We start from the raw sequence: 20268 nt of genomic DNA, 5'->3' as shown, positions 1-20268 counted from the left end.
TATTTGATACTGTTAATTTTACCTCACTATTGAATATTCTCCAAGCTTGACCACCAAATAAAACAAGAGTATCATCTTATGTAGTTTCAATAACTAGATAGAAAGAGGTGTACGTTCCAATGACTGCTTACATAAGAGAACCTTTTAATGCGCTGTCCCATTTGGCAGGAGCCATTTTATCCTTTATTGCATTGCTCGCCATGGTCATCAAAGCCGCCTATGCTGATGCACCGCCACTTCATCTTGCTTCAGTCATTATTTTTGGCGTCAGCTTGATTTGCCTGTATTTGGCTTCTGCCATTTACCATACGGCAATAGCCGATCCGCGTTTAATTGCTTTTTTAAGAAAACTCGACCATTCCATGATTTTTGCTTTGATTGCGGGCTCCTACGCCCCTTTTTGCCTGATTGCGCTTGAAGGTCCGCTCGGCTGGTCGTTGTTTGGTTTTGTGGCGGCTATTGGCTTGAGTGGCATTTTCTTTAAAATGGTATGGTTCCATTCGCCGCGCTGGCTTTCCACAGCCTTATATATCGCCATGGGCTGGATTATTATTTTCGCCGTTGTTCCGCTTGCTGACAGTTTGCCTCTTCCAGGATTGATGTTGCTGATTGTAGGTGGTCTTTTGTACACAGTCGGCGGCATCATTTATGGTTTAAAACCTGGCTTCCTATCTTCAAAGTATTTAGGTTTCCATGAAATATTCCATATTTTCATCTTGCTTGGCAGTCTATGCCATTTCCTGTCAGTTTTTATTTATATACTATGATGAAAAAATCCGTTTCCTTTTTAAGGACAACGGATTTTCTTTATTTACAGGAGTATTTCCTATATCTATGGCTAATAAATTATCATCGTTAAATCCATATTTTAAAATAACATTTTAAATGGTATGATTATTCGAAAGATTCGAAAGGAGATATCCAATATGGAATCCATTGAATTTAGCAGCCAGAAAATGGCCGATATTCTTTACGACGCTTATATACATAAGAAACAGATCACAAAAGAACTGATTCCCCCTTTTTTGAAAAAAGACGAAGCTTACGAACTGCAGCACATTGTGACAAGTAAAAAAGCGACTGAAGCCGCTGAACGGCTGGCAGGCTATAAAATCAGTTTAACCAGCCCCGAAACTCAAAAATTATTCCGTTCGGATACACCTTTATATGGAGCTTTGACCACTTCCGCGTTAAGCAATGGAACCGTTTCTCTGGAAATGATGTCTTCCCCTTTAATTGAAATTGAATTGATTTTTATCCTTAAAGAAGATTTATCCGTAGAGGATGATGTTCAAGCCATTCTGGAGAAAACCTTAATTGCACCGGGAATCGAAGTGCCCGATTCCCGTTTTGAAGATTGGTTCCCTAAAATCACCCTCGGTCAAGTTATCGCGGACAGTGCAGTGGCTGGAAAAATCATTGCCGGAAAGCCTGTAGAAGGTTTAACTTACGAACAATTAGCTGATATGAAAGGAACTTTGCACTTTAACGGAAAAGAACTTGCATCCGACACTTCCTCAACGGTTCTGGATCATCCTGTACATGCTGTAAAATGGCTTGTAACTGAATTGGCGGGACATGGCTTGAAGCTTGAAAAAGGCATGTCTGTTTCGTCCGGCACCTTTATCCTTCCCCATAAATTGGAAAAAGGCATTTATACTGCCAGCTATGAAGGTATTGGAGAAGTCACATTAAACGTTATTTAATAAAAAACAGGCATCCCGATACGCGGGATGCCTGTTTTCAGCTTATTGAAAAAGTTGAACTTGTATTAGGGATCATTTCTTAACCGATATTCCGCCAACCAGCTGCGAAGACATTAGCCGAAGCCTGCGAGGCTAAGTCTTTGCGACGAAGCGCACAGCGCTGCAGGAGCATAGGTTTTCAGCCGCGGGTGAGAGCCAAGCCGCTTCGTCGCTTACGCTCCTGTCTCTGCATCGCTGCGCTAGCTTCGAGACAGGAAAGTGCGTTGCAGGACTTCGTGCTTCGTCGCAAAGAGACGGCCCAAACTGCTTTTGGTCCATCTCTTGCCTGTCGAACCTACACTGGCGCTTCCGCTTTTTAAGCTGTCTAGCTGCAGCACCCAGATTCTAGGGTCATAAGCCACTTCGGCTGTGCGGCTGAAAACATGCCGCTTCGCCGAATCGTCTTATGCCCGTCGAATCTACACGGGTGCTTCCGCTTTTCTTAGTTGGCTGTAGTTTTTTGCTTTTTCATGATCCACATATAGTAGAAGACGGTGCATAAAACAAAAACAGACAGTATTAAGTATAAATTCGAATAGCCGAATACTGCGACAATGATTCCGAGCGAAATGGAACCGATGGCAATTCCGAAATCGTATAAAGCAAAAAACGTACCTGTCGCATAACCGCTCCGGTGTTTGTCCGCTGCTTGAATGGCCAGCGTCTGAAAGCTTGGCAGCAATGTGCCGTAACCAATTCCGACTAAGGCACCGGATAGCAGGAACATCCATGCAGACTCGGTTTGGCTAAGCGCAAACAGGCCAACAGCAAACATGATCAGAGAAGGGATTATCACAATATTGGGTCCTACCGAATCGAAAAGCCGGCCGCTAAAAGGTCTGACTAACAGCATAGCCACTGCGTATACCATAAAGAAAAAGCTGGCCGTTTTGATCAAGCCCAACGATGCTGCATATACTGAGATGAATGAAATGATGCTGGCATAGGCAAATGAAGTAAAAAAGCTGACGCTTGCAATGGGCACTGCTTTTTTCTCTACAAAATCATTGAATCCCAGTTTGCGCTTTTCTTCTTTGGCTACTATCGGATTTTCGTCTACCTTAACCCATAAAGCACAGAAGAACCCGATGGCCATAATGACCCCGAGAACAGCAAAAATGCTTCGTGCAGCCATAAAGGGCTGTAAAGTTAACGCGATAAAAGGCCCTGCTACAATAGCCAGGTTCATGGCGATCCCATAATAGCCCAGCCCTTCGCCACGGCGTTCCGGCGGCACGATATCCGCTGCAATCGCACCGGCAACTGTAGTTACTAAGCCAAACCATATGCCATGGAAAAAACGCAGAAACAATAGAGCTGTGAACCCTCCTATGAAAACGTAGAGAATGGTGCTGATGGTGAACATCAGTACGCTGATAACCAAAATCTTTTTCTTTCCGTATTTCTCCAAAATCAAACCTGCAAAAAAGCGCAGGATAATAGCTGAGATCAAGAAAGCTGATACAGCTAAGCCTCCTTGTGTTGCAGTGCCTTCCATGTCAGTCAGAACATAAATGGGGATAAACGTTAATAAAGCATAAAATACAATAAAAATAAAAAACGTACTTATTGATATATTGATAAAACTTTTTGTCCAAATAGGTCTTCTTTCAGTCATTCGTTACATCCTTTTCTACTGACACTTATTTCTTTATTTTTTTAAGCAGTTCAATCAGCAGCTTCTGCTCATCTTCCGATAAAGAAGAAACCAGGTTCTCTTCCACTTCTAAAACCCGCTTTTCGATTTCCGGGACAACTTTCTCTGCCCGTGCGGACAATTGAACGATGCGTTCCCGCTTATCTGTTCCTTCTTTCCGGATAACCCATCCACTTTCTTCCAGCCTCGTTAAAGTTCTCGTAACCGTGGGAGCTTCTACATTCAAATACTGCCAGATTTCTTTTTGCGTCATAGAACTGAATTGCTTTAAGCAAAAAAGAATCGACCACTGGGAACTATACAAATCAAATTCTTTCAACGCCTCATTTACTTCTTTAACTGACAATCGTGACTTCTGATGAATTTCATGGAACAGTAAATTCTGCATAAACATTCCCTTCCAAATTAATTACTTAGGTAAGTATATATGATTTATTATCCTTAGTAAAGAAGCATGCCTGGTTGTTCATAAAAAAGGGGCTGTCCAATAAGTCTAATAACAGACTTATTGGACAGCCCCTTGCTTCTAAAAAAGCGTAGGTTAATACCATTGCTCCTGCATTGCACCTGCATCGCTGCGCTAGCTTCGTCGCAAAGGAGTTGTCCCAAATTACTTTTGGGACAACTCCTTTTTTGTTCTATTAAATTATAATGCCGTTCTTTTTCGCATCAAACAGCAGCTCTTCTCGGAAATTCGGATGGGCGATGGCAATCAGCCGTTTAGCCCGTTCTGATATGGACATACCATGGAGACGTGCGATGCCGTATTCCGTTACAATGCTGTCAACGTCATTTTTTCCGGTCGTCACTACTGATCCAGGTGCGAGCTGCAATTTTATCCGTGAAATGGTTTCGTTTTTAGCAGTGGACTGCATGCAGATATAACCTTTTCCGTTCTCCGCAAACCGTACACCCCGTGCAAAATCAATTTGGCCACCGCTTGAAGAATAGTATTTTCCGCCTACGGTTTCGGAAGCGCATTGCCCAAACAAATCCACTTCAGTCGTCGCATTAATGGAAACGATATTTTTTTCTTTAGCAATTTCACGCGGATCATTCACAATGCTCACCGGCAGGAATTCGACTACCGGGTTGTTGTCGATAAAGTCGTATAATTTCTTTGATCCGTACGCGAACGTCGCCACAATTTTTCCCGGGTTCGTGAACTTCCGAGTACCATCGACTGCCCCCGCTTTAACAAGATCTACGATGCCGTCCGGAAGCATTTCCGTATGGATGCCGAGATGGCGATGGTCCTTCAACATCGAGATGACTGCATTGGGAACAGAGCCGATTCCAATCTGCAGCGTATCGCCGTCTTGGATGTCTTCGATGACGGAGGCAGCGATCAATAAATCTTTATCGCTCACCGCAGCCGTTTGTTCTTCAGTCAATGGCGCATTATGTTCCACAAAACCAGCAATTTGACTGATGTGGATTTGATTGCGTCCGTAAGTCCTTGGCATTTGATCATTGACTTCCAAGATAAATGGCACTTTGCCGACAAACTCTGAGACGTAGTCCGCTTGTGTACCAAATGTAAAGTAGCCATGCTCATCCATTGGAGAAGCTACCGTCATAATCATCGACATTTTCGTCACTTTCTGAAGCATACGCGGAACTTCATGAAAATTATTGGGAACAAGCTCCATTTTCGCTTGTTGATACACTTTTCGGGTTGCGCCGCTCAGAAAATAGGAAACGTGCTTAAGCTGCTCGTATTCACCTTGGATATATGGGCGGCTACGCAGAGCCAGCATTTGATGAATTTTCACGCCCTGTAATTTGTCCACGTTTTCTTCCAATATATCAAGCAGACGGACCGGCTCGCCATTTGCTATGGGAATAATAATGTCCGCCTCTTGATCAATCAATCCAATTACTTCTTGAGGATTCAGCAATTTCGTCATATCATTTTCACTCCTGATTTTGAAATCTTCTTAAACTTTACCATAGCTTTTCCAAATTTCCCACGAATCCAAAGTATCCACTTTATTCCGTTTTTTCTGCAAAATAAAAAAGGCCGTCACTTCGGATGACGGTCCTTTTTGGCCACACTATAAACGATTCCGGCTATCCCAAAGACAACCATTATTCCCCATAAAATCAGCAAGACGACCGAGCCGGTTCCTCCTGGACCATTCAGATGCGCATATAATTGCAGAGCGAAAAATGCCAAACTGACAAAAGCGATTACTCCGAAATAAATCATCCGTGTTTTAAAAGAAAAATTTTTCATATTCTTGGCTCCTTTAATTTCGTTCTTCTGACTCCAGATGAACTTTTGTCCAGACTAGCGTAAACAGCAGGATTAACTCAAAGGCATTCGTTACACTGGAATTGGCACTGCACTTCCTAGTTGGCATAAACAAGGACACGCAGCACCAGGTATATAAAGGACATAAAATTCCAGGAACGCTGCTGTAAAACCACAATAGAGTATTGTATCCACTCACATCTTCCTTCCGAACTCCCCTGTTATTGTTACCATTCACTATTCAGAGGCTATTTAAACAAAGGAAGAGGAGATGACAGTCTAACCTTGTTATTTAATCAGGAATTTCGTTTGGCTAAAGCCTTCTTTCGATTTTCTCACTTCCAAAATGGCTGGTATCGCCGCTTTCAATTCCTGGACATGCGAAATGACCCCGATCATGCGTCCTGACTTCTGCAAGTCAATCAGCGTGTCAATTGACTTGTTCAATGATTCATCGTCGAGCGAGCCGAATCCCTCATCAATGAACATGGTATCAATCGCTACATTGCCTTGGAAACTTTGGATTACATCAGCCATGCCCAGTGCCAAACACAGCGATGCATTGAACTTTTCACCGCCCGATAAGGTTTTCACATCGCGGGTCTGTCCGGTATAAGCGTCATATACATCCAGGCCAAGGCCGCTTTGTTTGCCGCGAGCTTCTTGTCGGTCACTGCGAATCAAATAAAATTGGCCATTCGACAAATTTTTCAGCCGCTCGTTCGCTGACTCGATAATCTGTTCCAGATATTCAATCTGCAAATACCGCTCGAACGAAATCCGCATGCCATTTTGTCCACGGATCATATCATGCAAGTCCGCAATCCGGTTGAATTGCTGCTCAGCTTGCTCTGCTTTTTCATGGGCTTCTGCAATGTTTTCTGCCAAACTGTGTGCTGAAATTCTGTAATCTTTCGACTGATTCCAAACTGTCAGTGCCGCTTCGTACTCTGTTTTCAATTGGCTAAGCTCAGCTTCAAGCAGGCTCAAATCAGATTTTTCCCGTCCAGAAAGCATTTCCTGCAATTCTTTTACTTGTTCCTTCAATGTATGGAGGTTTTGCTTAAAGTTTTGAATCGATTCCTTTAAAGAGCTCCGTCCTGATTCTGAAAGTTTGGCTTGCTGATAGAACTGCTCCGAATCGAAGCCGGACTTTTGCAGCGCTTCTTCAAATTGCTGGCCGGCATTGTTTGTTTTCTGCATGCTTTCTGCAGCCGCGTTTCGTGCGTGCCGCACACTTACCGTTGCAGAGGTAAACTGTTCTTTCGCTTCTTGAAGGCCTTGCTGAACCTTTCCCCAAAGGCTTTCAAGCTGTCCTTTTTTCGTGATAGCCTGGCTAATTTTTTCCTGCAGTACAGACAGTATCCGAACTTCTTCCGGAATGGCCCGCAATCCCTGCTCGAAAACCGCTTTTGCTGTCTCGAATTCCGCCCGCTGTTTTTGCACATTTTCAGCAAGCAAGTTTTTTTCAGCTTCCAGCTTTTCAGCTTTTGCTGTTTGGCTGGCTAAGTTTTCTTTTAAGGCACGCAAGTTCTTCTTGTCTGCCAGCAGCAGGGCCATTTCCCGTTCCAACACACTTCTCTCTTGTTCCATTTTTGGATAATCACTGTTTGCCATAACCGGATCTAAACCAATTTTTTTCGCTTCTTCTTTTTTCTGTTCAAGCTGCTCAGCCAAAGCATTCAATTTCGCCAAGGCATCCCGGTATTTGCCGTCCACTACATCCTTTGCGGCTTTTGCGCGGTCCAGTTCTTCTTTTGAAACTGCTATGTGATGGACGCCGCCGGCCTTGTCTGGATGGTCGAGGCTGCCGCATACCGGACAAGCATCCCCATTATGAAGAGCAGCCGCCAACACCTGTGCTTGATTGGCAAACCAGGCGGATTCAAGTTGGATATACTCTGTTGCCGCTTCTTGGTACGCAGTTTCTTTCCCTTGATGCTCTTCTTGCTGCTGCAGCCAATTCTTCTCAACGGTGAGCAGTTCCTTCAGTACACGGCATTGTTCATTCAAGGCAGTAAGCCTTATGTTCTTGTCATCAAAGATTTCCAGCTTTTGATCAAGAGCTGCCATCTTTTCAGACAGTGACTTGCAAGCCTCTCTTTCAGCATGCCATTGGTTTTGTATGGCCAGAAGTTTCTTTTCAGATTGTTGGGCTGCAAGTTGAAGCTGTTGCAGTTGCGCTTTTTTCCCATCCAATTCCTGCACAGCCGGCAATAATTTTTCTAACTCGATCACTTGCTGGTGAACTTGCTGGCGTTCGATTTCCCGCTTTTGTTCTATTTCAAAAGCAGCTTCTGCTTGCGCTAAGTTCTCTTGCGCTATTCGTTCACTTTTCAGCGCATTCTCCAGTAAAAGTTGTTTCTGAGCTGCTTCTTTTTTCAACTCTTTATATAAGTTTTCTATTCCTTCAATAAAACTCGCCCGTTCAGCGTTTTGCAGGCGCCGTTCTTGGTCGGCAATTGCCGGCAACTGTTCATTCGCTTTTTCGAGGCGCTGTGTTTTTTCTTCCAGCTCACTAAAGCGGTCATTCCATTTTTTCACTTCATGGAAAGCATTCAATTTCTCATCATGCTTTTTATAGGCGCTTAAATAATATTGTTCATCTTGAAGCATCTTTTCCTGATAAAAGGCTGCCTCGCTTTGAAGTCCTGTCAGCACTTGATTAACGTTATAATGTTCGCGGCTCAACAGCTCGAACAGCTCAGAATCGCGTTCGGTCAACTGTCCTTTGATGCGGCCTATGTGTCCGGCCAAAACTTGTTCTTCCAGTTGAAGAGCTTTAGCCGCCACATCTCTTTTTTGTTTTAATCGTTCCGTGATCATTTTATAAGGCTCAGTTTTAAAGATTTTCCGCAGAATTTCTTCCTTATTATCTGTTTCAGAAGTCAGCAGTTTGCGGAACTCGCCTTGCGGCAGCATCACAATTTGACTAAATTGGTTTTGCGTCAGCCCAATGATTTCTTCGACTTTCCGGTTGATTTCCGATACGATCTGCCGTTCTACACATGGCGTTTCCCCGGTTTCCGTCACCTCGAAAAATTCATAGCGCTCACCTGTCGCGCTTTTGTTTCCTGCTTTGACATGGCTCATCTGGCGGAGGATCCGGTAAGTTTTTTTATGTATTTCGAATTCCATTTCCACACAGGTATGCGTTCCATCTTCCGCGAAATCACTTCTTAAATGACGCGTTTCAGCACGGTCTGAGCCGCTGGCAGCGCCGTACAAAGCAAAACAGATACCATCAAAAATCGTTGTTTTCCCTGAACCTGTGCTGCCGGAAATAACAAACAGCTGATTGCCTTTTAAATCAGCGAAATCAATTGTTTCCGTGTGCTTATAAGGCCCAAAAGCAGTCAATTTCAATTTTAAGGGTCTCATTGTTTTACCCCTTCTTTCTCGTCAGTTTCTTCGCGCAAAAACTCCTGAAGCACTTCTTTGAAAATCACTTCGGTTTCTTCCGTCGCTTTTTCTCCTTTGACTTCTTCATAAAAAGCATTGAATAAAACCATCGGATCCATTTCGCGGCGTGATTCCACACCGCCTCTGCTAGATGTCCGACCAAAGCTTTTTCGTTCGACGTGCATCGCATTCGGATAAACCGATCGGATCTTTTCCATCGGATACAAAATCGGCGTTTCATCGAGCAGCTTCACAAATACATAATCTTCATTGATTTCATGGCGCAGGATGTCTTCCATAAACCCTTCCACTGTTCGCATGTCCCGATTCGGATTAAGCAATTGCTTTTCAATGGCGACTTTGCCGCTGCCATCCATTTCAATGATAAGAAATCCTTTTTGATGCCGCTCTTCTGAAATCGAATACTTCAATGGCGAGCCTGAATAGCGGATGGTTTCATTCAGCACATGATGCGCTTGGTGCAAATGTCCGAGCGCCGTGTAATGGAATTCTGTGAAATGGCCGGCATCGACATGTTCCGCTCCACCAATCGATAACGGGCGCTCCGAATCACTGGTATTTTCCTGCCGCTCTCCGTGAGGTGTCACAAATGCATGTCCTACTGCAATATGGCGAGCTTCTGGATTCAGGCTTTGCTTTATATTTTCGACGATGGCTTCTGCCGCATCGTTATGTGATTTAATGTTCGGAAGACCAAGCGTATGGCGGACCATAGATGGATCTGCATAGGGAATCAAATGAATATGCACTTCCCCAAATTCATCGGCCAATACAATCGGTTCGTGCTCTTTTTGGACATGGCCGGCGATATGGATGCCGTTCATCTTCATGACCCGGCTTCCAAAATTCAAACGTCCGGGGCTGTCATGGTTTCCGGCTACAGCAAATACAGGCGTCTTCAGTTCCAAAACAATTTTCGCCAGAACTTCATCCAGCAGATTGACAGCTTCCGTCGGCGGAACTGCCCGATCATATAAGTCTCCCGCAATGATCACTGCGTCTGGCCGCTGTTCTTCAATCGCGGCGATAAACTGTTTTAAAACAAAACGCTGTTCTTCTGTCATATAAACGCCTTGGACAAGTTTGCCTAAATGCCAGTCGGCGGTATGGAAAAATTTCATGGTCATGCCCCTTTCTTCATTGAAAAGAATATATGTTCGTTCCATTATACATGAAAACGATTTGCTTGTTTTCTACAATTTTTAGGACTATAATAAGAACAAACGTTCTATTAAGGGAGTGAAAATTGATGAAAGCACAGATTCTTAAAGCTTTTAAGCATCAGCAACTAATCGATATGATGTATATGGCGAACGATGGAAGCTTCAGCAAACGCCGCATAAAAATTTTAAAAGTAAGCGGCGACTCGTTTCAAGCATATTGCTTTCTCCGGAACAAAAAACGCACGTTCAAAATAGAAAATGTGCTTTCATTGATTCCGGTAGAGCGCAAAGAGCGCCAAATAATCTGATAGATGCCCTCCCAATTCCGTCTTATGATACACTGAAGGAAATGGATTTTGGGAGGTAGCACCATGCGATTAACTGTTTATCTTGCTGGAGAAATTCATAGTTCGTGGCGTGAAGAAATCAAGAAAAAATCACTGGCGTTAAAGTTGCCGATTGATTTTGTCGGACCGATGGAGAACCATGAGCGTTCAGACAATATTGGCGAGGAAATTTTGGGGCAACAGCCGAATGCTGTTTTCAAAGACGAAGCCGCATCAAGCTTCAATAATCTCCGGACCGGTGTACTGATGCACAAAGCGGATCTCGTCATTGCCCTTTTCGGTGAGCAGTACAAACAATGGAACACAGCAATGGATGCCAGCAGCGCAATTGCGTCCGGCAAACCGCTCATTCTGATTCGTCCAGAAAAATTGCATCATCCTCTTAAAGAACTGTCGAACAAAGCAAGCGCCACCGTTGAAACTGTCGACCAGGCGCTTAAAGCTTTGGCTTATATTTTCGAATAATAGAAACCCGGCCATCTGTGAGGATGGCCGGGTTTTTGTCTTTGTTTCTGGAAATACGCTCAGTAGTTCTTGAAATACGCTCTATAACTCGAGAAATACGCTCCATCAATATTGAAATACGCCCAGTGAAGGTTAAATTACGCTTTTAGAAGAACCTCCATAACTTCATCCAATAAAAAAAGCCCTCAAAAGGCTTTTTTTATTGGTACCAAGATCCAACAATCGGATAATCAAATTTGTCATTGTTCAATGCTCTGATAATGCCCATAATCGGCACAATAACTGTCATTAAGCCGAAAATGATTAGCATCGGAATTCCAATGACAACAAACATCAGCAAGAACGAAATAAACAACAAGACACTCATCACAACTTGAAACAGCAAAGCTTGGATTGATAACTTTTTCACTTCTCGGTCTTCGGTAATGAGAAACACAATAAACGGCACCAAAAATGGGGCAAAGAACGCACTGGCATGGACAAGTACTTTCAAACCGGTATTCTCCATTACATTCATCTCCAGTCTTTTTCTAATAATACATTTACGGTTGACTGGCTGAAAAGTTTCAAAAGTTGAACATTATTTAATGCGCAAAACGACTTTGCCGAATTGTTTTCCACGGCTCAAATGGTCAAACGCCTCCTGCGCATTTTCCAGATCAAAAACCTGGTCGACCACTGGATGGGTGCTGTGCTCTTCCATATGAGAAAGCATATCGCGCAGTTCTTCGCGGCTGCCCATTGTTGAACCGAACAATTGGTATTGCCCGTAAAAGAAACTGCGAAGATTAAAATCGACGTTGTCATCCGTTGTAGCACCAAAAATGACAATGCGGCCGCCTTTTTTCAAGACATCCAACGACCGGTTGAATGTTGCTGCACCAACACTGTCAATCACGAGATCGATGGTTTCATCCGCCAGTTCCTGATTCCAATCGCTGTCTGTCGCAATGGCAAGATCCGCCCCGATTTCAAGTGCGTGTTTTCTTTTTTCCTCGCTTCTTGAAGTGACAATTACCCGGGCACCTGCATTTTTAGCAAATTGAATCAAATACGTTGCGACACCGCTGCCAGCACCGGGAATAAAAAGCGTATCCCCTTTTTTCACTGAGCCTTTTGTAAACAACGCCCGGTATCCTGTCAAGCCTGCCAGCGCCAAAGAACCAGCTTCTTCCCACGATAAATACCCAGGCTTTTTCTCAACTTGTTCCGCAGGCAACACTATCTTTTCAGCAAATGTTCCATGGTCAGGCATCCCAAGAATATCAAACTCCGCCGGAGGGGCATCACTATTCTCATACCAACGGAGCGCCGGATTGATGATCACTTCATCTCCGACGGAGAGTCCACTGACTCCTTCTCCTACGGCTTCAATAATGCCTGCTCCGTCAGAGCCGATGATGAGCGCTTCCGGCCGGTTGCCATAACGCTTCGGCAGTCCCAAATCGCGCCGGTTGATGCCTGCGGTTTTTAACGCAACCACCACTTCGCCGGTTTTCAATTCCGGCTCCTTCATGTCTTTCACTTTCAATTCACCAGATTCTATGACAAATGCTTTCACTTACATCACCCTTCCTCTGTTATCAACTTACCCTGTCTTCAGTTTAACAGTTCTCAGGATGCTTTTTCCTTTGAAAGCCTTTTTTAAACAGTTACGCCTTTTTATATTGGCATCGTTCCGGCTGCACAGCTTCAGCTAGCAGCTTCTGTATCGCCAAACTCCATTCTCTATTTCCCTTTCACATTCTCCGGCATGGCGCAGAAACTCCAAATGAGCCAGTGTTTCTCCTACCGCAAAACGCATTTCATGGACTGTCAACGGCCGCTTGAAAAGCCGTTCACATGTTTCGTAGACTGTCGAAGCTGCTTGAATTGCATCGAACGTTTCTTCGAGCCGCTCGCCGTGATGTCTCTTCAATTCCTCAATACGGCTATTGGCTCCGTAAAACGGATTGCCATGCGACGGGATCACAAATTCGGCATCCAGATTTTTTATTTTGTCTAAGGATGCTAAATAAGATGCCAACGGATTTTTATTTCCATGGTACCAATAAGAAATATTCGGCGTGATTTTCGGAAGAATATGATCTGCGGAAAGCAGCACATTTTTGTCTTCATTATAAAAGCACACCATGCCGTCTGAATGGCCTGGCGCAAAGATTACTTCGTATTCAAAGAGCCCAATCTGGACTTTTTCGCCTTCCGAGAAATAATGGCCAATTTTCGGCAACGGATTTACAAGCTTCTGAAAACCTGCGGTATTGCCCGCCATTTGTTCTGACATTTCATCCGGCACTCCAGAGATGCTGTAATGCTCAGGCATCGTCTCTAAAAAACGAGACTCCCAAGAAGACAGACCCAAATCGGCATCTGTCTTCGTCATTGACACTTTTGCTCCCGTCTTTTCCTGAAGTCCTCCGGCGTATCCGAAATGATCCGGATGGTAATGGGTGATCAGCAAATTCGTCACATTCCGCTTTCCAATGGACTGCTCCCATAACTTTCTCGTATAGTCATTGTTCAATCCAGCATCGATAATCGTCCAGCCCGTCTCATCTTCTGCCATAAAGCAATTAACATGGTTCAAGCGGAATGGCAATTCGATGCGGACCGCCTCAATCCCTAATTGGTCAAGCATGTAACCCCTTCTTTCCAGAAATTACGGTTTTAACACCAGTTTGCCGATGGTTTTTCGCCCTTGCAATAATCGATGTACTTCTGCTGCTTCTTTAAGCGGATAAGTCCCACCGATTGTCAGTTTCAAATCGCCGTTCGCCATGTAGCCAAGCAGTTCTTTAAAGCTGCTTTGGAACAATTCCGGTTTGCGCATGATCTGCGGCAGGAAAAAGCCGATAACGGACTGATTTTTCCGCATCAACTGGCCGGGATGGAACGTTGCCTGCTCGCCGCTTGCCGCACCGAAAATCACCAGCCGGCCGAACGGAGCAAGACATTTTACTGTCTGATTGAATACTTCACCGCCGACCATTTCAAGCGCTACGTCGACGCCTTTGCCTTCAGTGATTTCTTTTACTTTGTCCATCCAGCCGTCTTCGGAGTAATTCACTAGATGTGTCGCTCCCATGGATTTAGCATGGGCAAGCTTTTCCTCGGTACTTGCCGTCGCAATGATTTTTCCCGCTCCGAATAGCTTCGCGAGCTGAACCGCAATCGTGCCCACTCCGCCGGCAGCCGCATGGATCAAGACACTTTCCCCCGGTTCCAGACGCCCCATCGTTTTCAGGATGTGATAAGCGCTCAAGCCTTGAAGCGGCAAAGCGACCGCTTGTTCATCATCCACTCCGTTCGGGATAAGTGTTAATACCTGTTCATTTGCTGCGGCGTATTCGGAGTAGCCGTCGGATTCGATCAACGCCACCACCCGGTCTCCTTTCCGGAATTTTTTTACGCCGCTTCCGGTTTCCACAATAACGCCGGCGATTTCTGATCCGGGCACATACGGAAGCTTCGTCGGTACTACATATTTCCCTTCACGCCTTGCAGTATCAGCATAGTTGACGCCGCTCGCTTTCACTTCGATCAGCACTTCGTTTTCTGCCGGCTTCGGCTTGTCGGCTTCCGTCCACTGCAAGACTTCCGGACCGCCGAACTGTTCAAATTTAATAATCTTCATCATGTTCCTCCTAGGAAATATATTGTTCTGCAGCCAGTATTTTTTCTGCAATGGCTCGTTTTGCCGCTTTTCCGCCTGCCCGCTGCAATCGGCTCAGTTCACCCGAAAGCACCCGTACATTGTCGTGAAGACCTTTTTCTGAAACAGTTCCTTGAAGCAATTTTCGGGCATTCATTTCCACTTCCAATAACGCATCATCCACTAGCGATTTCACCAGCTGTATTTTAAAGGCCGCTGACTCCTCACCTTGTGCTTTAACGGATTTTACTGTTCTGAGCACGGCCGATTCTACTGCAAACAGTGTGATGCCAATGTCCGCAAGTTTCATCAATGTTTCCTGTTCTTCACTAAGTGCGCTTCCATATGTCTCGTAGGCAGCTCCTGCGCACAGCAGGAACACTCGCCGTATGGCACGGACCGCCTCTATTTCCCGGGAAATAACGCCAATCGACTCCACTTTCGGCGACTTGAGTTCTGACATTGCCTGTTTGACCGCTTCTGTAAGCGGTGCTTGGCCTTTCACAGCTGCTTTTAGAAGATTGCCTGGAATGATCAGGCGATTGACTTCATTGGTGCCTTCAAAAATCCGGTTGATGCGCGAATCGCGGTACATTTGCTCAATTTTATACTCCTTGATAAAACCGTAGCCTCCATGCAATTGCAGCGCTTCATCGGCAATATAATCCAGCGTCTCGGAACCATACACTTTGCAGACAGCACATTCAGTGGCATATTCCATCATTCGTTTTGCAACGAGCGCCGCGCCTTCGGCTTCATACAACCCGCCAAGTGCTTCCTCTAAATAACCGGCAGTCCGGTATTGGAGCGATTCAGCTGCATAAATGCGGAGCGCCATATCGGCGATTTTCTCTTGAGTCGCTGTAAAGTCGGCAATGGCTCTGCCGAACTGGCGGCGCTCTTTCGTATATTTGACCGCTTGCTCTAGGCCGTATTTGGCTGCCCCCATCGTTGCAGACCCTAAGTTATAGCGCCCGAGATTCAGCACATTCAAAGCGATGACATGGCCTTTCCCAACTTCCCCCAGCAAGTTTCCAACGGGCACTTCACAATCGTCAAAAATCACTGTCCGGGTGGATGAGCCTTTGATGCCCATTTTCTGCTCTTCCGCTCCGAGCGATAATCCTGGAAAATCTTTTTCCACGATAAATGCTGTAAATGCAGTGCCATCCACTTTTGCGTACACGATGAATGTATCGGAAAATGCTGCATTGGTGATGAACATTTTCATGCCATTCAGTATGTAATGGGTCCCAGCTTCGTTAAGCTTCGCAGTGGTCTTTGCCGCCAGGGCATCCGACCCCGCATTCGGTTCGGTTAAGCAATAGGCACCGATGAATTCTCCCGAGGCAAGCTTTGGCAAATATTTTTCTTTTTGCTCCGCTGTCCCAAAATAGGTAATGGGCAGTGTGGCAATACAAGTGTGATTGGAATGCGCTACACTGTAGCTCCCAGCTGCCCCCAAGACTTCCCCGACAATGCCTTTGCTGATTTTATCGAGACCCAAGCCTCCATATCGTTCCGGTATGCTATGTGCCAAAAGCCCAAGTGCGCCGGCTTTTTCAAGCAGCTCTTTAACAGCTCCAAAATCCTGCTGCTCGATTTGTTCATTACGGGGACGCACTTCAGTTTCTAAAAACCGCTTGGCAGTCTTTGCAATCAGCGTATGCTCTTCCGTGAAATCTTCTGGTGTAAAAACCGACTTCGCATCTGTTTCTTCATATAAAAAGCTTCCACCCCGGTGAGTCAATGTTTTATGCTCCATGCCGTCCAATCCCCTTTACGTTTTCTTCGCGGTTGCAAGTGCATGCTGAATCAGGCTTTTGACAAAATCGCCAAAATGGGCGAAACGCGGATCCGATGTCTGGCCCTTCTTATACCGGTAATAAATTTGCTGGCAAATGACTGCCAATTTGAAATATGCGAATGTCAAATAGAAATGGATATTTGAGACATCCCGGCCACTTTTCTCTGCATAACGCGCAATAAACTCTTTACGCGAATAAAACCCTTTCCCTACCGTTACAGGAGCCTTGCCAAAACCCGTTTTCAAGAGTTCAGGGTCATCGGCTTCAATCCAATAACTCATCGCCGCTCCTAAATCCGCAAGCGGATCCCCTACTGTCGTCATTTCCCAATCGAACAAGCCGGCAAGTTCTGAAAAATCGTCTGTGAACATCGCATTGTTAAGCTTAAAATCATAATGGATGATGGACGGTTCCGACGATTCCGGAATGTTCCCAAGCATCCACGCTGACAATTCTGCCACTTCGGGGATGTCATCGGTTTTGGAACGTTCATAGCGCCCTATCCAGCCGTTGACTTGGCGTTCCATAAACCCTTCCGGCTTCGCCAAATCAGTCAGTGCAGTTTGGGTATAATCGATGGCATGCAGTTTGACCAGCGTATCCACCATGAGTTCTGAAATTTTGCGGCCCAGTTCTTCTGACGGTTCTGTTCCTTTTGGAAATTCTGTATCAATCACTACGCCGTAACGCCTTTCCATGATGAAAAACGGACTACCGACGATTGCTGGATCGCGCGAGAAAACAAATGGTTTCGGCGCTGCCGGGAAAACCGAATGGAGAGCAGACAGGATTTTGAATTCCCGTTCCATGTCATGCGCTTTCGGCGCAACCGGCCCAAGAGGCGGCCTCCTCAATACGGCTTGCCATCCATTGATGGAGAGGGCATAAGTCAAATTCGAATGGCCTGTACCAAACTGGCGGATTTTCAGTTCCCCATCCGGCAACTCTTTTATATGCTCTTCCAAAAACTGCTGGAGCAAGACGCTGTCCAGCTCTTCTCCCGACCGTACAGGAATCGTGTCACGTATTCTCCCAGCCATTTTTCACACCTCTTTTAGATGCATCTCAAGTTTTTCACGGATATGGTCGGGAAGCCGCTCACTTTTTTGCGTAGTAAAATCAAAGTAAACCGCTCCGGCATCCCCTTCCGCAATCAATTCGCCAGTTGTTGCATCCGTGATGCGGTGGCCGATCTTGAAACTGGAGTTGCCGATTTTCGTAACAAAAGAAGTGATTTTCAAGCGCTGGTCAAAATAAGCTTGCTTGTAAAACAGGCAATTCGCTGAAATCATGATGATATTCCATTTATCAATTGTTATTTCAAGCCCCAATTCTCTAAAAAACTCGATCCGCGCTTCTTCCAGATAGATGAAATAACTGATATTGCTGACATGCCCTAATGCATCCGTTTCGCTGAAACGAACTTTTACTGTAATGTCATGTGCCATCGATTTTCACTCCTTATCTATTTTGAAATGCCGGTTTTCTTTTTTCGATAAATGCTTTAACGCCTTCCTGCACGTCTTCAGTCTGGAAGACTTCTTCAAAAAGTTCTGCTTCCAGGTCAATCCCTTGGTCAAGCGGCAATTCCAGGCCTTGGTCAACCGCTTTTTTGATGCGCGACAAAGCCGGCAATGAAAAACGGCCAATGCGATTCGCCATCTTCCGGGCCGTTTCCAGCCCTTCCCCACTGGCGGCCACTTTATTGACCAATCCAATACGCTCCGCTTCCACAGCAGAAACCGCTTCTCCCGTAAACATCAGTTCTTTTGCTTTCGCTTCTCCGACAAGCCTCGGCAAGCGCTGGGTCCCACCGCCTCCAGGAAACAGTCCGAGCGTGATTTCCGGCAATCCAATTTGCGCATGCTCTTCTGCAATCCGTATATCACAGCATAGCGCCACTTCAAAGCCGCCGCCGAGCGTCAAGCCGTTCAGCATGGCAATGACCGGCTTCTCAAAATGGTCAATCCGGTTTAACACGGCATGTGTTTCAAGAAATTCCTTCTTAATTCCTTGTTTCCCGATCAATTGCGGAAACTCTTTGATATCCGCACCAGCCGCAAAAATTTTCTCTCCTTGTCCCGTAATAATCACCGCATTGACTTCTTCATCTTGCCCCAGTTCCTGAAACGCTTTGTCCAGTTCTTTGAATACTCCATTGCTGATGACATTCATAGGCGGATTGTTTATCGTGATGACCGCATAATGGTCTACCTTTTCAATATTCAGCAGTTGTGTCATGGCGCTTTCACCTCATCTTTTTTATAATCATAAAAGCCCTTCCCGGTTTTTCGGCCAAGTTCCCTAGCCTTTACTTTCTCTTCGATAAAAGCAGGAGGCTTATCCGCCGGGTCTCCGGTTTCTGAGTATTGCTGTTGCATGACGTAATAAACCACGTCTATACCGGACAAATCCATTAATTCAAATGGACCGATTGGATGCCGAAGTGCTTTTTTTACAATCAAATCAATTTCCTTGAAATCGGCAATGCCTTCTTCGTACAAATGAATTGCTTCTTTTTGAAGCGCTCCGAGAATCCGGTTCGCGACAAATCCTGAAATTTCTTTCCGCAGCAACACTCCTGTACGGTTGATCCGTTTGCATAATTCAAGTGAAATTTGTGCAGTGTCTTCGGATGTTTTTTCGCTCATGACCACTTCAACACAATCCATGACCAGCGGTGGAAAAAAGAAATGCATATTGCAGACTTTCTCAGGGCGACCTGTCACTTCTGCCAGCAGGGAATTGACGATTGTTGAACTGTTTGAAGCAAGGATGGCATGTTTCGGAGCAATCTGATCCAATTGCTTGAAAATCTCACGCTTCACCTCTAATTTTTCGGTCACAGCTTCAATCACGTAATCGGCATCGCCAGCCGCTTTTTCCAAGTCATTGGTAAATTGCAGCCGATTAAAAGCCTCTACTTTTTCGGGTTCCGTGATTTTCTGTTTCAGCACCCACTGGCCCATGAGCATTTCCAATGCTTTCCGAGCTTTTATCAAAGCTTCTTCATCGATATCAAAAAGCGCTGTATGAATGCCGCCAAGTGCGCATAGCATCGCAATTTGATGTCCCATCTGCCCTGCTCCGATTACCGCTATTTTATGGATTTGCAAATCATTCACCGCTGTTCTCCTCCTTAAAATTAAGTAATCCCGTTCAATATCAGGTCGCTGTAAATTTCTGCCAAACGCTCGGCGGATATTTCGCCGTTCGGGTTGAACCATTGGTAACTCCAGTTGGTGACTCCCAAAATGGCGAATGCCACAATATTAGACGGCATTTCATTCCGAAATTCCCCTTCCTCAATTCCCTGGGAAATCAGCTTTTCAATATTCAGCCGGAATTGTTCCCGTTTCTTCTTCACTTTTTCTGCATTTTCGGAAGCCAAATGCCTCATTTCTCTGAAAAAGACCCGGGCGCTCGGTCCATGATCTTGAATGTCGCCTATCAGTAGCTCCACAATCGCTTGCAGCTTTTCCCGATTGGTCGTTTCCGTTTCCTGGATTGCTTGCTGTCTTCTCAACAGATCGTCGATATAATTTGAATGGATATCCATTAAAAGCTGCTCTTTACTCGGAAAGTAATAGTAGAAAGTTCCTTTCGTCACTCCGAGAACATCCACGATATCCTGAATGGATGTCTCACTAAAGCCTTTTTGTTCGAATAGCAGTATGCTCTGCTGTTTGATTTTTGTTTTCATGCTTTTCCCCGCCATTCTTAATCTTGCTTTTTATGGAAGTTTCTCAAT

Annotated in this window: 20 protein-coding genes; 4 read left to right on the top strand and 16 right to left on the bottom strand. The window is 45.1% G+C overall.

The features are described from left to right. The first annotated feature begins 119 nt into the window (after positions 1-119). Both trhA and ACSFXN_RS13740 read left to right on the top strand, forming a co-directional pair. On the top strand, positions 120-767 hold the full coding sequence (trhA, locus tag ACSFXN_RS13745; protein ID WP_437150668.1) for a PAQR family membrane homeostasis protein TrhA: 648 nt from the start codon (positions 120-122) through the stop codon (positions 765-767). 159 nt (positions 768-926) lie between these two features. Continuing rightward, on the top strand, positions 927-1706 hold the full coding sequence (locus tag ACSFXN_RS13740) for a 2-keto-4-pentenoate hydratase (protein ID WP_437150667.1): 780 nt from the start codon (positions 927-929) through the stop codon (positions 1704-1706). Positions 1707-2187: 481 nt separating this feature from the next. Here the strand turns inward: ACSFXN_RS13740 and ACSFXN_RS13735 are convergent, their stop codons facing one another. From ACSFXN_RS13735 to ACSFXN_RS13710, 6 genes are all read right to left on the bottom strand, one after another. Beyond that, positions 2188-3363 (bottom strand): MFS transporter, encoded by a 1176-nt coding sequence (locus ACSFXN_RS13735; protein ID WP_437150666.1) that lies wholly within the window; start codon positions 3361-3363, stop codon positions 2188-2190. Positions 3364-3388: 25 nt separating this feature from the next. Beyond that, the gene (locus ACSFXN_RS13730) at positions 3389-3790 is read right to left on the bottom strand and encodes a MarR family winged helix-turn-helix transcriptional regulator (protein WP_437150665.1); all 402 of its coding nucleotides are present in this window, start codon (positions 3788-3790) and stop codon (positions 3389-3391) included. Between the two features lie 253 nt (positions 3791-4043). Beyond that, entirely contained in the window at positions 4044-5312 is a 1269-nt protein-coding gene (locus ACSFXN_RS13725; RefSeq protein WP_437150664.1) for an acetyl-CoA hydrolase/transferase family protein, read from the bottom strand. Between the two features lie 116 nt (positions 5313-5428). Beyond that, positions 5429-5641 (bottom strand): hypothetical protein, encoded by a 213-nt coding sequence (locus tag ACSFXN_RS13720; RefSeq protein WP_300991165.1) that lies wholly within the window; start codon positions 5639-5641, stop codon positions 5429-5431. Positions 5642-5947: 306 nt separating this feature from the next. After that, the gene (locus ACSFXN_RS13715) at positions 5948-9040 is read right to left on the bottom strand and encodes an AAA family ATPase (protein WP_437150663.1); all 3093 of its coding nucleotides are present in this window, start codon (positions 9038-9040) and stop codon (positions 5948-5950) included. Then, on the bottom strand, positions 9037-10203 hold the full coding sequence (locus ACSFXN_RS13710) for an exonuclease SbcCD subunit D (protein ID WP_437150662.1): 1167 nt from the start codon (positions 10201-10203) through the stop codon (positions 9037-9039). The genes ACSFXN_RS13715 and ACSFXN_RS13710 overlap by 4 nt, the downstream gene beginning before the upstream one ends. Before the next feature lie 128 nt (positions 10204-10331). Here ACSFXN_RS13710 and ACSFXN_RS13705 point away from each other — a divergent pair, with 128 nt between their 5' ends. Both ACSFXN_RS13705 and ACSFXN_RS13700 read left to right on the top strand, forming a co-directional pair. Beyond that, positions 10332-10553 (top strand): transcriptional regulator, encoded by a 222-nt coding sequence (locus tag ACSFXN_RS13705; RefSeq protein ID WP_300991160.1) that lies wholly within the window; start codon positions 10332-10334, stop codon positions 10551-10553. Positions 10554-10616: 63 nt separating this feature from the next. Beyond that, the gene (locus ACSFXN_RS13700) at positions 10617-11057 is read left to right on the top strand and encodes a YtoQ family protein (RefSeq protein WP_437150661.1); all 441 of its coding nucleotides are present in this window, start codon (positions 10617-10619) and stop codon (positions 11055-11057) included. A gap of 199 nt (positions 11058-11256) precedes the next feature. On the opposite strand, the gene ACSFXN_RS13695 is transcribed toward ACSFXN_RS13700, so the two are convergent. The 10 genes from ACSFXN_RS13695 to ACSFXN_RS13650 all read right to left on the bottom strand — a co-directional run bounded on the left by ACSFXN_RS13695 (position 11257) and on the right by ACSFXN_RS13650 (position 20220). Beyond that, positions 11257-11565, bottom strand: coding sequence for a DUF4870 domain-containing protein (locus ACSFXN_RS13695; protein WP_437150660.1), 309 nt, complete (start codon positions 11563-11565; stop codon positions 11257-11259). A gap of 72 nt (positions 11566-11637) precedes the next feature. After that, entirely contained in the window at positions 11638-12618 is a 981-nt protein-coding gene (locus tag ACSFXN_RS13690) for a zinc-binding dehydrogenase (RefSeq protein WP_437150659.1), read from the bottom strand. A gap of 135 nt (positions 12619-12753) precedes the next feature. After that, positions 12754-13695 carry an MBL fold metallo-hydrolase gene (locus tag ACSFXN_RS13685; protein WP_437150658.1) on the bottom strand — a complete coding sequence of 314 codons (942 nt, stop codon included), beginning with the start codon at positions 13693-13695 and terminating at the stop codon, positions 12754-12756. 21 nt (positions 13696-13716) lie between these two features. After that, positions 13717-14691 (bottom strand): quinone oxidoreductase family protein, encoded by a 975-nt coding sequence (locus tag ACSFXN_RS13680; RefSeq protein ID WP_437150657.1) that lies wholly within the window; start codon positions 14689-14691, stop codon positions 13717-13719. 10 nt (positions 14692-14701) lie between these two features. After that, the gene (locus ACSFXN_RS13675) at positions 14702-16474 is read right to left on the bottom strand and encodes an acyl-CoA dehydrogenase family protein (protein WP_437150656.1); all 1773 of its coding nucleotides are present in this window, start codon (positions 16472-16474) and stop codon (positions 14702-14704) included. Between the two features lie 15 nt (positions 16475-16489). Beyond that, a complete protein-coding gene (locus ACSFXN_RS13670; RefSeq protein ID WP_437150655.1) occupies positions 16490-17557 on the bottom strand; it encodes a phosphotransferase family protein in 1068 nt (355 codons plus the stop codon). 3 nt (positions 17558-17560) lie between these two features. Next, complete coding sequence (locus ACSFXN_RS13665) at positions 17561-17965, bottom strand: acyl-CoA thioesterase (protein ID WP_437150654.1); 405 nt, start codon at positions 17963-17965, stop codon at positions 17561-17563. A 13-nt stretch (positions 17966-17978) separates the two neighbouring features. Then, positions 17979-18758, bottom strand: coding sequence for an enoyl-CoA hydratase/isomerase family protein (locus tag ACSFXN_RS13660; RefSeq protein WP_437150653.1), 780 nt, complete (start codon positions 18756-18758; stop codon positions 17979-17981). Then, complete coding sequence (locus tag ACSFXN_RS13655; protein ID WP_437150652.1) at positions 18755-19642, bottom strand: 3-hydroxyacyl-CoA dehydrogenase family protein; 888 nt, start codon at positions 19640-19642, stop codon at positions 18755-18757. The genes ACSFXN_RS13660 and ACSFXN_RS13655 overlap by 4 nt, the downstream gene beginning before the upstream one ends. 20 nt (positions 19643-19662) lie before the next feature. Then, positions 19663-20220, bottom strand: coding sequence for a TetR/AcrR family transcriptional regulator (locus ACSFXN_RS13650; RefSeq protein WP_437150651.1), 558 nt, complete (start codon positions 20218-20220; stop codon positions 19663-19665). Positions 20221-20268 lie beyond the last annotated feature (48 nt).

It is taken from the genome of Planococcus sp. 1R117A (assembly GCF_051417975.1).
Taxonomy (GTDB): Bacteria; Bacillota; Bacilli; order Bacillales_A; family Planococcaceae; genus Planococcus; species Planococcus shenhongbingii.
This window is presented reverse-complemented; position numbering and strand designations above follow the sequence as displayed.

Coding starts and splice junctions, on each gene's coding strand:
- trhA (WP_437150668.1), top strand. CDS start 120: ATGACTGCTTACATAAGAGAACCTTTTAATGCGCTGTCCCATTTGGCA.
- ACSFXN_RS13740 (WP_437150667.1), top strand. CDS start 927: ATGGAATCCATTGAATTTAGCAGCCAGAAAATGGCCGATATTCTTTAC.
- ACSFXN_RS13735 (WP_437150666.1), bottom strand. CDS start 3,363: ATGACTGAAAGAAGACCTATTTGGACAAAAAGTTTTATCAATATATCA.
- ACSFXN_RS13730 (WP_437150665.1), bottom strand. CDS start 3,790: ATGCAGAATTTACTGTTCCATGAAATTCATCAGAAGTCACGATTGTCA.
- ACSFXN_RS13725 (WP_437150664.1), bottom strand. CDS start 5,312: ATGACGAAATTGCTGAATCCTCAAGAAGTAATTGGATTGATTGATCAA.
- ACSFXN_RS13720 (WP_300991165.1), bottom strand. CDS start 5,641: ATGAAAAATTTTTCTTTTAAAACACGGATGATTTATTTCGGAGTAATC.
- ACSFXN_RS13715 (WP_437150663.1), bottom strand. CDS start 9,040: ATGAGACCCTTAAAATTGAAATTGACTGCTTTTGGGCCTTATAAGCAC.
- ACSFXN_RS13710 (WP_437150662.1), bottom strand. CDS start 10,203: ATGAAATTTTTCCATACCGCCGACTGGCATTTAGGCAAACTTGTCCAA.
- ACSFXN_RS13705 (WP_300991160.1), top strand. CDS start 10,332: ATGAAAGCACAGATTCTTAAAGCTTTTAAGCATCAGCAACTAATCGAT.
- ACSFXN_RS13700 (WP_437150661.1), top strand. CDS start 10,617: ATGCGATTAACTGTTTATCTTGCTGGAGAAATTCATAGTTCGTGGCGT.
- ACSFXN_RS13695 (WP_437150660.1), bottom strand. CDS start 11,565: ATGGAGAATACCGGTTTGAAAGTACTTGTCCATGCCAGTGCGTTCTTT.
- ACSFXN_RS13685 (WP_437150658.1), bottom strand. CDS start 13,695: ATGCTTGACCAATTAGGGATTGAGGCGGTCCGCATCGAATTGCCATTC.
- ACSFXN_RS13680 (WP_437150657.1), bottom strand. CDS start 14,691: ATGAAGATTATTAAATTTGAACAGTTCGGCGGTCCGGAAGTCTTGCAG.
- ACSFXN_RS13675 (WP_437150656.1), bottom strand. CDS start 16,474: ATGGAGCATAAAACATTGACTCACCGGGGTGGAAGCTTTTTATATGAA.
- ACSFXN_RS13670 (WP_437150655.1), bottom strand. CDS start 17,557: ATGGCTGGGAGAATACGTGACACGATTCCTGTACGGTCGGGAGAAGAG.
- ACSFXN_RS13665 (WP_437150654.1), bottom strand. CDS start 17,965: ATGGCACATGACATTACAGTAAAAGTTCGTTTCAGCGAAACGGATGCA.
- ACSFXN_RS13660 (WP_437150653.1), bottom strand. CDS start 18,758: ATGACACAACTGCTGAATATTGAAAAGGTAGACCATTATGCGGTCATC.
- ACSFXN_RS13650 (WP_437150651.1), bottom strand. CDS start 20,220: ATGAAAACAAAAATCAAACAGCAGAGCATACTGCTATTCGAACAAAAA.